Source organism: Coprococcus sp. AM97-35, assembly GCF_027697525.1.
Taxonomy (GTDB): Bacteria; Bacillota; Clostridia; order Lachnospirales; family Lachnospiraceae; genus Allocoprococcus; species Allocoprococcus comes.
In genome coordinates this window covers 85,193-98,752 of record NZ_JAQESL010000003.1, presented here as the reverse complement: position 1 = coordinate 98,752, position 13,560 = coordinate 85,193, and the positions used below count along the sequence as shown (strand labels likewise).

Annotated in this window: 16 protein-coding genes; 13 read left to right on the top strand and 3 right to left on the bottom strand. The window is 42.6% G+C overall.

From position 1 onward, the window contains the following. Positions 1-345: 345 nt before the first annotated feature. Positions 346-687 carry a VOC family protein gene (locus PG840_RS03870; RefSeq protein ID WP_117557694.1) on the top strand — a complete coding sequence of 114 codons (342 nt, stop codon included), beginning with the start codon at positions 346-348 and terminating at the stop codon, positions 685-687. 182 nt (positions 688-869) lie between these two features. Here the strand turns inward: PG840_RS03870 and PG840_RS03865 are convergent, their stop codons facing one another. Beyond that, the gene (locus PG840_RS03865) at positions 870-1,574 is read right to left on the bottom strand and encodes a 3'-5' exonuclease (RefSeq protein WP_270205632.1); all 705 of its coding nucleotides are present in this window, start codon (positions 1,572-1,574) and stop codon (positions 870-872) included. A 213-nt stretch (positions 1,575-1,787) separates the two neighbouring features. Between PG840_RS03865 and PG840_RS03860 the strand changes: the two genes are divergently transcribed. Both PG840_RS03860 and PG840_RS03855 read left to right on the top strand, forming a co-directional pair. Further along, the gene (locus PG840_RS03860; protein ID WP_195502519.1) at positions 1,788-2,195 is read left to right on the top strand and encodes a helix-turn-helix domain-containing protein; all 408 of its coding nucleotides are present in this window, start codon (positions 1,788-1,790) and stop codon (positions 2,193-2,195) included. 13 nt (positions 2,196-2,208) lie between these two features. Next, positions 2,209-2,544 (top strand): hypothetical protein, encoded by a 336-nt coding sequence (locus PG840_RS03855; protein ID WP_055261784.1) that lies wholly within the window; start codon positions 2,209-2,211, stop codon positions 2,542-2,544. Between the two features lie 41 nt (positions 2,545-2,585). Here the strand turns inward: PG840_RS03855 and PG840_RS03850 are convergent, their stop codons facing one another. Continuing rightward, a complete protein-coding gene (locus PG840_RS03850; protein WP_270205633.1) occupies positions 2,586-3,227 on the bottom strand; it encodes a GDSL-type esterase/lipase family protein in 642 nt (213 codons plus the stop codon). A 181-nt stretch (positions 3,228-3,408) separates the two neighbouring features. On the opposite strand from PG840_RS03850, the gene PG840_RS03845 reads away from it, so the two are divergent. The 10 genes from PG840_RS03845 to PG840_RS03800 all read left to right on the top strand — a co-directional run bounded on the left by PG840_RS03845 (position 3,409) and on the right by PG840_RS03800 (position 12,151). After that, complete coding sequence (locus PG840_RS03845; protein ID WP_055249188.1) at positions 3,409-3,975, top strand: chromate transporter; 567 nt, start codon at positions 3,409-3,411, stop codon at positions 3,973-3,975. Next, on the top strand, positions 3,972-4,538 hold the full coding sequence (locus tag PG840_RS03840; RefSeq protein ID WP_270613367.1) for a chromate transporter: 567 nt from the start codon (positions 3,972-3,974) through the stop codon (positions 4,536-4,538). Before PG840_RS03845 ends, PG840_RS03840 begins: the two co-directional genes overlap by 4 nt. A 38-nt stretch (positions 4,539-4,576) precedes the next feature. Further along, entirely contained in the window at positions 4,577-4,969 is a 393-nt protein-coding gene (locus PG840_RS03835) for an NADAR family protein (RefSeq protein WP_173825395.1), read from the top strand. A gap of 28 nt (positions 4,970-4,997) precedes the next feature. After that, the gene (locus PG840_RS03830; protein ID WP_270205634.1) at positions 4,998-6,680 is read left to right on the top strand and encodes a phospho-sugar mutase; all 1,683 of its coding nucleotides are present in this window, start codon (positions 4,998-5,000) and stop codon (positions 6,678-6,680) included. A 441-nt stretch (positions 6,681-7,121) separates the two neighbouring features. Continuing rightward, the gene (locus PG840_RS03825) at positions 7,122-7,685 is read left to right on the top strand and encodes a manganese efflux pump MntP (RefSeq protein WP_055249194.1); all 564 of its coding nucleotides are present in this window, start codon (positions 7,122-7,124) and stop codon (positions 7,683-7,685) included. 112 nt (positions 7,686-7,797) lie between these two features. Next, entirely contained in the window at positions 7,798-8,478 is a 681-nt protein-coding gene (locus PG840_RS03820) for a response regulator transcription factor (protein WP_022220129.1), read from the top strand. After that, positions 8,475-9,935 (top strand): sensor histidine kinase, encoded by a 1,461-nt coding sequence (locus PG840_RS03815; protein WP_270205635.1) that lies wholly within the window; start codon positions 8,475-8,477, stop codon positions 9,933-9,935. The genes PG840_RS03820 and PG840_RS03815 overlap by 4 nt, the downstream gene beginning before the upstream one ends. A 143-nt stretch (positions 9,936-10,078) precedes the next feature. Beyond that, positions 10,079-10,684 (top strand): imidazole glycerol phosphate synthase subunit HisH, encoded by a 606-nt coding sequence (gene hisH, locus PG840_RS03810; protein ID WP_270205636.1) that lies wholly within the window; start codon positions 10,079-10,081, stop codon positions 10,682-10,684. Between the two features lie 11 nt (positions 10,685-10,695). After that, positions 10,696-11,460: an imidazole glycerol phosphate synthase subunit HisF gene (gene hisF, locus PG840_RS03805; RefSeq protein ID WP_117823503.1), complete on the top strand. Its 765-nt coding sequence runs from the start codon at positions 10,696-10,698 to the stop codon at positions 11,458-11,460. 16 nt (positions 11,461-11,476) lie between these two features. Next, the gene (locus PG840_RS03800; protein ID WP_022220126.1) at positions 11,477-12,151 is read left to right on the top strand and encodes a uracil-DNA glycosylase; all 675 of its coding nucleotides are present in this window, start codon (positions 11,477-11,479) and stop codon (positions 12,149-12,151) included. A gap of 314 nt (positions 12,152-12,465) precedes the next feature. On the opposite strand, the gene PG840_RS03795 is transcribed toward PG840_RS03800, so the two are convergent. Further along, a complete protein-coding gene (locus PG840_RS03795) occupies positions 12,466-13,506 on the bottom strand; it encodes a transposase (RefSeq protein ID WP_270205637.1) in 1,041 nt (346 codons plus the stop codon). Positions 13,507-13,560: the final 54 nt, after the last annotated feature.

Here is a 13,560-nt window from a genome sequence, read left to right as displayed (position 1 = left end):
GTTGGCTAGAGCACGCGGTTCATACCCGCGGTGTCGCTGGTTCAAATCCAGTTCCCGCTACTAAAGAAGGAGTCCTTGTTTGGGACTTCTTTTTGCATGGAAAAACGGTATGTTTACATTGTCCAATGTCTTGAAACTTTTACATATATGATAGCTAATGGCTCCCACACATCACATCTCTGCAACAAATAAGTTTGAGTGCCAGTTGTATGAAGACGGGTGTCACAACCGTATTTGTCAATAACTTTTATCTATCTCCTCATATCATTGTTTTTCTTGCACGCTCTCACAAAATGAATTATCCTAAAATAGAACATAAACTTCGAAAATAGGAGGATATAGAATATGGCAAAGATAGATCATGCAGCAATCAGAACGGCATCTTACGAGAATGCACAGAAATTTTTTGAAGATGTATTTGAAATGCATATGTGGAGAGAGATCGGTGAAAAACCGGGAAGAAAATGCTGGTACGAAGAAGGAATCCAGCTCTGCGAAATGGAAGAAATTAACACAGAGGGAGAAAATGGCTACGACCACATTTCAATCGCGGTGGATTCCGTGGAAGAAACGATGGAAAAGATCAAGGCTTATCCGGTAAAAGCAATCAACGACCACTGGTTCTCACTGCCGAATGGAACGAAAATAGAATTAAAACTTCTGGAAAACTGGAAAGTAAATAAATAGAATTTGGAAGTTGGAAGTTTCTGATACCAGAGGATGCAAGACGCGTTTCCGGAACAAGAGAAGAGGCAATCGCGTATCTGGGATAAGAAAAAAGATAGAGTACGTTTATGAGAAGAAAAATTTTTCAAGACGGACTCTATCTTTTTAGTTTCTGAGATAACGGGAATCTGCAGACGATGCTTTTAAATTACTTTGGATTTCAGCAAAGAATCAATCAGCCGAGATGCTTCACTGCGCGTGATCGTATCCGGATTCCATTCCGGTACTTTTTTCTTCTGGCTGCACAGTCTCTGCAAAAGAGCAACTTGTTTTGCTGTGGCAGGCTGCACTTTTTTTATTTTGTATGTAAGCTGCTGTGGCTTGAAAAGAGAAGGATCCTCATTTTCAAAATAGTGTGCCAGTGTCTGATACAGCTTGGCTGTGGCAAGTGCATCATAGTAGGCGCGGTGCGCAGCTTTATTTTCAATCTGGTAGTATTCACACAGACTGGAGAGACTTTTGGAGGGAAGTGATTTTAAGGTGCGCTGGGCAATCTTAAATGTGTCGATTCCAAATTTTTCAAAAGTAAGTCCTAAATTGGAAGCACCTGATTTCATGAAGCTGTAATCAAAGCCTACATTGTGACCGATCAGGACATCATCTTCACAGAATTCAAGAAAATCACTGATCACAGCATCGGCAGGTCTGGCATTTGCAACCATTTCATTCGTAATGCCGGTGAGATTCGTGATCATCGGGGAAATCTCTTCCTGTGGATGAATGAATTCCATAAAACGTTCGGCAACCTTTCCGTCACGGACTTTCAATGCTCCGATTTCAATAATTTCATTATATAGTGGGTCAAGCCCGGTTGTTTCCAGGTCAAAACAGACATAGGATTTTAGCATTTCAAAACCTCCGTTTCTGAAATCCTATTTTAACAGATGCGAGGAGAAAGTGCCATAGTTTTCTTGATACAAATCTCTCCGGATGGTAAGATACAGGTATATTTGCCGGTGTAAAAGAATTTTGACAGGCAAAAATGCCATTTGTAAAAGATGTTTGATAGACTTTTGGTGTTCTATATGGAATGATGTCCGTGAAAGGAAGAAACAGGAATTATGGAAATAGGGAAGAAACTAAAAAATGCACGGATAGAAGCCGGGCTTACCCAGGAGAAGGCTGCAGAGAAAATCGATGTTTCCCGCCAGACTATTTCCAATTGGGAAAATGAAAAATCGTATCCAGATATTATCAGTGTCATTGCACTTAGTGATCTATATTCCGTAAGTCTTGATGAACTGTTGAAAGGAGATCAGAAGATGGCAGAACATCTGGAAGAGAGTACAAATGTTGTAAAAAGCAACAAAAAACTGACTGGAGCAATTCTTTTAAATATTATACTGATGATACTGTTGATTGCGCTGAACATACTGTTGCCGGAAGGAACCTATTATCTGGTAATTGTATTTTGTGTGGTAATCATGAGTTCATCGGCATTGCTTTATCAGATTATCAAACGGATTTAGGAGGCGGATTATTATGGGATGGAATCAAATAGCAGCAGTAGCAAGCGGAGCAATTGCGTTGGTAGGAGCAATCTGCACCGCATGGCAGATTTATCAGATGACGGTATCAGATGCAAAAGCAAGAGGCTTAAAGCACCCGAAATTCTGGGGATTTTGGGCGATGAATGGAAATAATTCAAGTGGACTGATTCTTTATCTGATCGGTAGAAGAAAATATCCGGTCCAGAATATGAGCATCGAAGATCAGGAAAAGATTGAAACAAGAAAAAAGGCAGCAGGAGCTGCGCTTGTGTTTATGACACTTGGGGCGATTGGATTTGTGATCAATATCATGCGGATTTATATTTAATGAAGAATACGAATACGAAGAGCGGTATAGACGTTAAAAATCTATACCGCTTTTTCCAGTTCTTTTTGCATATCGATAACTTTTTCATAGATTGCATTAGCAAGTGCAGCGTGACCGGCTGCATCCAGATGCTCGCGGTCGCTTGTACTCGGAGATGCGAAAGCAGAGGCATCCAGAAATGCTGCATGATGCAGAAGTGCCACTTTGCGATATTCTTCAGCAAGCTTTTTTGAAACTTCTACGGATTTTTCATCAAATTCCGGATCAAAGCCAGGATCGCCAACACCTTCACCCAGATGAATCGGTGAAATGACGAGGAGATCAAAAGGCTGGGAAGCATTTTTCCGGGCTTTTTGGATGACTTGAGCCAATCCTTTGGCAATGGTTCCTGCGGACGCATTGTATCTTGTTTTGCAGTCGTTGGTTCCGAGCATAACGATAAGGAGATCGATAGGGTTATGCATTTCCATCGAGACACCGATCAGATCAAGTCCACGGCGTCCCTCACGAAGATCATCCTGAAATACAGTGGTTCTTCCACAAAGACCTTCTTCGATCACACGGTGGTCAGCACCCAGCTTCTTCTGAAGCAGACTGGTCCATCGGGTGTCGGTGTCAAATCTGCCGGTTCCGTCCGGTTTGTAGCCATATGTGTTTGAGTCGCCAAAGCATAAGATGTTCATTCTGTGTCACTCCTTTATAAACCTACTAAATTGATATGTTATATATGATAAATGAGATTGTTGGAAAAGTCAAGAGGTAAAATTGTATTGGAAAGGTTTCGGAAAGGTTTTGAAATTTACCTGGATTTTAATTTACATCTGTATAAAGCAAAGATATACTAATGGGTGGAGGATAAAAATTATGAAGAATAAAAGAGAAGTGTTGGTTAAACTTTTTCTATCTACATTATATCTAAGTGCATTTACATTTGGCGGCGGTTATGTGATCGTTACGCTGATGAAGAAAAAGTTTGTGGATGATTATCATTGGATTGAAGAAAATGAAATGCTGGATCTGGTGGCAATCGCGCAGTCAGCACCGGGACCGATTGCGGTAAATGGGGCAATCGTGGTTGGGTATAAGCTTGCCGGCCTTACAGGAACACTGGTTGCAATTATTGGAACGATTATTCCACCGTTTGTGATCATTTCTTTGATCTCTGCTTTTTATCATGCATTTCGGGATAATTATCTGGTGAGTCAGATGCTGGAAGGGATGCAGGCAGGTGTCGGAGCTGTGATTGCCTCGGTCACTTATGAAATGGGATGTGGAATTATAAAAAAGAAAGATAATGTGGCAACGATTGTTATGATTGCAGCCTTTATAGCAGCCTGTGTATTGGGAATCAATGTGATTTATATTGTGATTGCAAGTGGAGTTTTTGGTGTAATCCGGACAATCTGGAACAGACGGAGGAAAAGAGTATGATGTATATACAATTATTTTTAAGCTTTTTTCAGATCAGCTTGTTCAGCTTTGGAGGTGGATATGCGGCACTTCCACTGATCCAGGGGCAGGTCGTAAATGTGCATCACTGGCTCAGCATGACGGAATTTACGGATCTGATCACCATTTCCCAGATGACTCCGGGACCGATTGCGATCAATGCAGCAACCTTTGTTGGGATGAAACTGACCGGAATGCCGGGAGCGGTTGTGGCTACACTTGGATATATCACACCATCTTGCATTATCGTGACGATCATTGCAAAATTGTACTTAAAATACCGGGAAATGGACATGCTGCAGGGAATACTTGGAGGGATCAGACCGGCGGTGGTCGCACTGATCGGATCGGCGGGAATTTCCATTTTGCAGACAGCATTCTGGGGAGTTTCCGTGAAAATGGTGATATCTGATACCAGTTGGCTGATGGTTGGAATATTTGTGGTATGTGTGATCTTGCTCAGGAAGGTGAAGATGAATCCAATCTGGGTGATGGTGCTTGCCGGGGTGATGAAAGTGCTTGTTGCGATGGCAGGAAAGATATAAATTTGGTATGATTGTAGTGAAAGGTTGGGTGAAGATTGATGGAGATTATTTGTTTTCATAATCCAGATGAAGAAAATGGATATTTAGGAAATTGGTATTTATCAGAGTTTGAAGTGAATGGGATTAAATTTTCATCAATGGAACAATTCATGATGTATCGGAAAGCACTTTGTTTTCAGGATGTTGAGACAGCATATAAAATATTGGGTACAGATGATGTAGCAAAAATTAAAAAATTAGGACGGGAAGTTTGTGGATACAATGAAAATGTTTGGAATGGAGTAAGACAGATTATTGTTTACGAAGGACTTAAGGCAAAATTTTCTCAAAATGAAGAATGTTTTAACGGACTTTTCTTACCCAAATCATTGCGGGTTAGTCAAAGATATGGTATATTTAAAGTATATTTTTGTCAAAATGTACAAAAATAAGAACAAATTATAGTAGGGAGTGGTCAAGATGTATCAGGAAGAGTACAAACGTTGGCTGGAAGCAGATCTGGAAGATGCCGATCTGAGTCCGGAATTAGCGAGAATTGAAGGAAATGACGAAGAGATAAAAGATCGTTTCGCTGTAGCTCTGAAGTTTGGAACAGCCGGACTTCGTGGAGTTCTCGGAGCAGGAACGAATCGTATGAATATTTATGTAGTACGTCAGGCAACACAGGGACTGGCGAACTGGGTTAAGACACAGGGTGGCACACAGACTGTGGCAATCAGCTACGACAGCCGTCTGAAGAGTGATGTATTTGCAAAGACAGCAGCAGGTGTTCTGGCAGCAAACGGAATCAATGTCAGAATCTATGACGCGCTGATGCCGGTGCCGGCACTTTCATTTGCGACACGTTATTATAACTGCAATGCAGGTGTTATGGTAACTGCATCCCACAACCCGGCAAAATACAATGGTTATAAAGCATATGGACCGGACGGATGCCAGATGACAGATGATGCAGCAGCAATCGTATATGCTGAAATCCAGAAGACAGATGTCCTCACAAGTGCAAAATACATATCCTTCGCAGAAGGTGTAGAAAAAGGGCTGATTCGTTTCGTAGGAGATGACTGCAAGAAGGCGCTTTATGAAGCGATCGAATCACGTCAGGTAAGACCGGGACTTTGCAAGACAGCAGGACTGAAGCTGGTATACAGTCCGCTCAATGGTTCAGGACTTGTTCCGGTAACACAGGTATTAAAAGACATCGGAATCACAGATATCACAATCGTTCCGGAACAGGAATATCCAAACGGATACTTCACGACCTGCAGTTATCCGAACCCGGAAATTTTTGCAGCTCTGGAGCTTGGACTTAACCTTGCAAAAGAGACAGATGCAGATCTGATGCTTGCAACAGACCCGGATGCAGACCGTGTAGGTATTGCAATGAAGTGCCCGGATGGTTCTTACGAACTGGTAAGTGGTAACGAAGTCGGTGTTCTGCTTCTCGATTACATCTGCGCAGGACGTATTGAAAAAGGAACCATGCCTGAGAAAGCAGTTGCTGTAAAATCAATCGTATCTACTCCGCTTGCAGATGCAGTTGCAGAGCATTACGGTGTAGAACTCAGAAGCGTACTTACCGGATTCAAGTGGATCGGTGACCAGATCGCACAACTTGAAGAGGCCGGAGAAGTAGACCGTTTCATCTTCGGATTTGAAGAGAGCTACGGATACCTTGCAGGACCGTATGTACGTGATAAAGATGCTGTTATCGGATCTATGCTGATCTGCGAAATGGCAGCTTACTACAGAAGCATCGGAAGCTCACTGAAGCAGAGACTGGAAGAAATCTACGCGCAGTACGGACGTTATCTGAACAAAGTAGACAGCTTTGAATTCCCGGGACTTAGCGGAATGGACAAGATGGCAGATATCATGGAAAACCTTCGTAAGAATCCGCTCACAGAAGTAGCCGGAATCAAGGTTGCATCTGTTACAGATTACACTAAACCGGAAGAAACCGGACTTCCTTCTGCGAATGTACTGATCTACAAACTGGAAGATGGCGAGACTGTTATTGTTCGTCCTTCAGGAACAGAGCCGAAGATTAAGATCTATTACACAACACTTGGAAAAGATCTGGAAGAAGCACAGGCAAAGAAAGACAAATTCGCAGAAGCATTAAAGCCGATCATGGCGTAGCAGTCAAAAGCTGATTTTGGAGAAGGAGTCTGATCTGAATTTGCAGAGAATCAGGCTTGACAGAAAAGAACCTGGCCGATATAATAATTTTTATCGATAAGGGAGTAGTTGGCGCGATGACGTAGCTTTGTCAACATACTGACAGCAATGGCTGTCTGGCATAGCTTTAAATAATGAGACTTATTCGTAGTATTTTATGCTACGAATAAGTCTTTTTTTGTGTATACGATGAGCCAAGTGCAGATTTGTGCTTGCACAAGTATCTGCATTTGGCGAATGTACATCATCGAGCTGTTAAGCGAGATGGTGTACAAAGTATACAAATCGAGTAGGAGTCGGCCTGCTCGATTATATACGATGAGCCAAGTGCAGGCAAAGCATTGCCGCAGACAATTATTTTCACATTGGATAAGATGATTAGCTTTAAAAAGGAGAAAAATTATGGGTTTAATTGAATTGTTTTTGATTGCAGTAGGGCTGTCCATGGATGCATTTGCAGTTTCTGTCTGTAAAGGACTTGCTATGCCGAAGTGCACTTTCAAAAAGGCGGCTATTGTTGGCTTATGGTTTGGCGGATTTCAGGCATTGATGCCGGCAATTGGTTATATTTTAGGAGCGCAGTTCCAGGAAGCCATTGCTTCTATAGATCACTGGATCGCATTTGTATTACTTGCGCTGATTGGTGGAAATATGATTCACGAAGCATTGGACAATGACGAAGAGGAAGCCGATGCAAGCCTGGATGTGAAGACCATGTTCCTTCTCGCAGTAGCAACCAGCATTGATGCACTCGCTATAGGAATTACCTTTGCATTTCTTAAGGTAAATATTATTCCGGCGGTCTGTTTTATCGGAATCGTGACCTTCATCATTTCCTTTGCCGGAGTAAAGATTGGTAACGTCTTTGGAGCCCGCTATAAGAACAAAGCCGAAATTGTCGGTGGGGTCATCCTTATTCTGCTTGGCCTGAAGATTTTGTTAGAGCATCTTGGCTTTTTAGGATAAAAATAAATACGAAACTACGATCCTGTTGTTCTTCTTTCACATAAAGAACACAATTATCTGCTATTCTGGTGTATAATTAGAAATAAAGTGATAAAAGGAGCCCGTGAGAGTTATGGATAAACTGAAAATTCTTGTAGTAGATGATGAAAGCCGTATGCGCAAATTGGTGCGCGATTTCCTGGAAAGAGAAGGATATGCGGTACTCGAAGCCGGAGACGGTATGGAAGCAATGGACATTTTTTATGAGGAAAAAGATATTGCACTGATCATCCTGGATGTCATGATGCCGCATATGGATGGCTGGCAGACTTGCCGTGAGATCCGTAAAGAATCAAAGGTTCCGATCATTATGCTGACCGCAAGAAGTGAAGAGAGGGACGAGCTTCAGGGGTTTGAACTCGGTGTGGATGAGTACATTTCCAAACCGTTCAGCCCGAAGATCCTGGTTGCAAGAGTTACTGCGATTCTGCGCAGAACCAATGCGCTTGCTTCGGATGATCTGCTTCATGCGGACGGGATCGAGATTGATAAAGCAGCACATATGGTGAAGATCGATGGAAAGCCGATCGAACTCAGTTACAAAGAGTTTGAACTTCTGACATATTTTGTGGAGAATCAGGGGATCGCTTTATCGAGAGAGAAGATTCTTAACAATGTATGGAATTACGATTATTTCGGGGATGCCAGAACCATTGATACCCATGTAAAGAAGCTGAGAAGTAAACTTGGTGATAAAGGAGATTATATTAAGACTATCTGGGGTATGGGGTATAAATTCGAGGTACAGTCATGAAATATTCAATAAAAAGACAGATGATGACTGTTTTTGTAGGTCTGATTCTGTTTATGATCGTTGTATTTATGATCGTCAACGGAAGCTTTCTGGAGAAGTATTATATTTCCAATAAGAAATCAGAATTTATAAAGGCCTATACAATGGTGCAGGAAGGTGTGGAGAACGGGACAATCGATTCTGAGACACCGGAAAAAGACCTGGGAAGATTTACAGAGAAAAATAATATTTCCATTGCAGTCATCGATTCAGAATACAATGTGGTTTATACTAATGTAAGAGAAAAACAGATGATGGTCGTACAGCTTTTCGGATATCTGTACGATAAGAATCATCAGGAGGTTTTGGAAAAAACGGACAGTTATGATATCTGCAAGTCGGTTGATCCGCAAAATAATACAGAGTACCTGACCATGTGGGGAAACTTTGACAATGGTGATATCTTTATCATGCGAAGCCCGCTGGAGAGTATTCGTTCGGCAGTCATGATTTTTAACAGATTTATCGGAGTCGTCGGCGGATGTGTGATTCTTGTGAGTGTATTGCTTGCGTGGTATTTCTCAAAAAGGATCACGGAGCCGATCATGGAGCTCGCAACACTTTCACAGAAGATGGCCGATCTGGATTTTGATGCAAAATATACCAGCGGCGGAAGCAACGAAATCGGTGTACTGGGAGAGAACTTTAACCGGATGTCAGAAAGACTTGAGCAGACGATTTCCAATCTGAAAGAAGCCAACTATAAATTGCAGAAAGACATTGAACAGAAAGAAAAACGAGAAAATATGCGAAGCGAATTCCTGGGGAATGTTTCCCATGAACTGAAGACGCCGATTGCCCTGATCCAGGGATATGCAGAAGGTCTGAAAGAAGGAGTCAATGATGATCCGGAGAGCCGGGAGTTCTACTGTGAAGTCATTATGGACGAGGCAGGAAAGATGAACCGGATGGTGAAGAATCTACTTGCCCTGAACCAGCTGGAATTTGGTGAGGATGATGTACAGTTTGAACGGTTTGATATTACTTCATTGATTTCGGGTGTCCTGCAGAGTCTGGATATTCTGATCGAGCAGAAAGAAGCACAAGTGATTTTCCGCCACAAGAACCCTGTTTATGTCTGGGCAGATGAGTTTAAGGTTGAGCAGGTTGTCCGGAACTATGTCAACAATGCACTGAACCATGTCGATGGTGAGAAGGTGATCGAGATTAAGATCACCAAGGAAAATGATATGGCAAAAATTACCGTATTCAATACCGGAACGCCGATTCCGGAGGAAGATCTGCCACATATCTGGGAGAAATTCTATAAGGTTGATAAGGCAAGGACCAGAGAATACGGGGGAAATGGTATCGGGCTTTCCATTGTGAAGGCGATCATGGACTCCTTTGGAAAAGGATACGGTGCGATCAATCATACCAATGGTGTTGAGTTCTGGTTTGAACTGGACATGAAATAAACGCGAATCTTGCAATTCACACTGTAACGTGGTACATTATAAAAGAACTTATTCCTGATTGACACAGGGAAGAAGATTGTGACATGAGCGGAAAAAGCTCTTTTGAATAACTACAAGAATATAAAAATCGTGAGGATATGCGGATGATAGCGATTATTGATTATGATGCAGGAAACATTAAAAGTGTAGAAAAAGCGTTAAAATATCTTGGTGAGGATGCGGTTATCACAAGAGACAGAAAAGAGATACTTTCTGCCGATAAAGTGATCCTTCCGGGAGTCGGTGCATTTGGCGATGCCATGTACAATCTGAAAAAATATGGATTGGATGAAGTGCTTCGTGAAGTAGCAAAGAGACAAATCCCGCTTCTTGGAATCTGTCTTGGGCTTCAGCTTTTGTTTGAAAGAAGTGACGAGACGCCAGGTGTGGAGGGGCTTGGTATTCTAAAAGGAGAGATCCTTAGAATTCCGGACTGTCCGGGACTTAAGATCCCGCATATGGGATGGAACTCTCTGAAGCTTCAGAATGACGGCAGATTGTTTAAAGATTTACCTGAAGAGCCGTATGTATATTTTGTTCATTCCTACTATTTGAAAGCAACAGATGAAAGTATTGTAAAAGCGACAACCGAGTACAGCACACATATTCATGCTTCGGTTGAACAGGGAAATGTATTTGCCTGCCAGTTCCATCCGGAAAAGAGCAGTGATACAGGACTTCAGATACTGAAAAATTTTGTAGAATTGTAGGAGGGCAGACAGTGTTTACAAAGAGAATTATCCCATGTCTTGATGTGAAGAACGGACGGGTTGTAAAAGGTGTGAATTTTGTGGATCTCAAAGATGCAGGAGATCCGGTTGAGATTGCGAAGGCTTATGATAAGGCAGGTGCGGATGAACTGGTATTTCTGGATATCACGGCATCTTCGGACGACAGAAGCACGGTGGTTGACATGGTGCGTAAAGTTGCTGAGTGTGTGTTTATTCCATTTACGGTAGGTGGTGGAATCCGGACCGTTGACGATTTTAAGGCATTGCTCCGGGAAGGTGCAGACAAGATTTCCATCAATTCTTCTGCGATCAATCGACCGGAACTGATCCGGGAAGCAGCTGAGAAGTTTGGAAGCCAGTGCGTGGTTGTCGCGATTGATGCGAAAAGAAGGGCAGACGGCAGCGGTTGGAATATTTATAAAAATGGCGGACGCATTGATATGGGGATTGATGCGGTCGAGTGGGCGAAGAAAGTAGAAGCACTTGGCGCAGGAGAGATTCTTTTGACCAGTATGGACTGTGACGGCACGAAGGCCGGATACGATCTGGAGCTGACAAGGACGATCGCGGAAAATGTATCAATTCCAGTAATCGCATCTGGAGGAGCAGGTAATCTGGAGCATTTCTACGAAGCACTCGGTGAAGAGGGGAAGGCAGACGCGGCACTTGCGGCATCCCTGTTCCACTATAAAGAGCTGGAGATCAGAGAAGTAAAAGAATATTTGAGAGAAAAAGGCGTATCGGTACGTCTGTAGAGAAAAGGTGGGGAATATGGCAGCAATTAACAATGACTGGCTGGATGCACTGAAAGGTGAATTTTCCAAGCCATACTATAAGAAACTGTTTGAAACAGTGAATCAGGAATACCGGACACACCGGGTATATCCTCCGGCAGATGACATTTTTAATGCATTTCATCTGACACCGCTTAAGGATGTCAAGGTTGTGATCCTTGGTCAGGATCCATATCATGGAGATGGACAGGCAGAGGGGTTAAGCTTTTCTGTGAAACCAGGGGTTGATATTCCACCGTCACTGGTGAATATTTATCAGGAACTGCATGATGATCTGGGATGTACGATCCCAAGCCACGGCAATCTGGTGAAATGGGCGGAGCAGGGAGTACTTCTTCTCAACACGGTTCTTACGGTAAGAGCACATCAGGCTAATTCACATCGTGGAATTGGCTGGGAAGAATTTACAGATGCAGCAATCCGTGTACTCAATACCCAAGACAGGCCGATCGTATTTATCCTGTGGGGAAGACCGGCACAGATGAAAAAGAGAATGCTGACCAATCCGAACCATTTGATCCTGGAAGCACCGCATCCGAGTCCGCTTTCTGCGTATCGTGGATTTTTCGGAAGCAAACCGTTCAGCCAGACAAATAAATTCCTTGAGGCGCATGGTGTAGAGCCAATCGACTGGCAGATTGATGAATTGTAAAGAATAAAAAATAGAGATTTCGGGCAGACTGTGAAGATTTATTTGCAGTCTGTTTTTCCTTTTTTATTTCATAGGAACTTCCTATGAAACAAAAGGCACTACGTGTCGGAGATGCACATTCTTTTTGTTACTGTTCACAGTACAATGTCATTTAGTTAACGTTTAATCAGGAAGTGAATTCTTACAGAACAAATTACAGATGAGCCTTAGTGGAACCGTTTTACAGATATGTTTACGATTTACTCATGAAGGAAAGCATGACAAGAAGACAGATTGCAAATCTGCCTCAAAACGGATTATAATGATATAGGTGTCTATGCTGCCCGATATATAAAATATCGCGGTCTTCGGAAATGAGTCGTTTGGAGTCTTGGGTATTGGCGTTCATTCCTGATAGGGATCAATTCCTTTTTCAGCAGGGACATCACATCATATTGGTCTTTCTCCGTGGTCAGACGGAGAAAGGCTCTGCAGATATGGGCAGCCATAGTGAAATTGACTTTGTATTCATGTTTTGTCCTATGTTTTTCCAGTAGTGTGTAGTTTATCATTGTTTCGGTTATGTTATACGCAAGTAGCCTTGCCCATATTTCCTGTTTCACGTATTCGGGTTTATACGCATGGAAATTACTCAACCCAATGGTATATTTCAGTTTCCTAAATGAGGATTCAATAGACCATCTGGCATTGTACAAGGTTTTGATACGTTCCACAGGGAATTCATCACGTGGCAGATTGGTCACGATGCACTCGTATGTAGAAGTGCTGATAGGGAAGAGTAGAATACGGAAGGACAGCTCATATGTATCATAACTTCCATATTCAATGTAATCGAAAGCAGCTGCCTGATCAACAAAGCGTATGTAACCTTCTGTGTGGATGTCTGCCAAAACTTTTTTCGAATGGCTCCGGACCAGTATGACGCTGACATCAATATCGAAGGATTCCGCATCTGGAAAATTAAAATTGCCGACCAGTCCTTTGGAATGGATATCCTTGGTACGGAACAGGAAATACTGTCCCTGTTCCACAACATGTGCCATGTTGTTATAAGAGCAATAGCCGCGGTCACCGATATAGATATTTTTTATTCCATCCAAAACATCGTGCCGGTCAACAGTAGTAGTCTGGTGATGAGAAAGCCGGAGTGCTGAAAAAAGTGCAGGTAGAGCCATCGGCAGCCAGGAAACGGTAATGCGAATCCATAAAGGAAGCGGGCGGCAATTCCATGGAAGCGGAATTAAAGTGCCGGAATACAGCTTCCAGCGCATCAGGTTTAAGCTTTGCGCGCTGCTGGCTGAGAGCAGAAGCGGTTGGTATGGAAGAATCCAGTCCCCAGAAATCAAGCAGTTCATGGCTAATTAGTTGGAACAAAAAACGAAAGGAAAAGCACAATCCAGACGGTATCA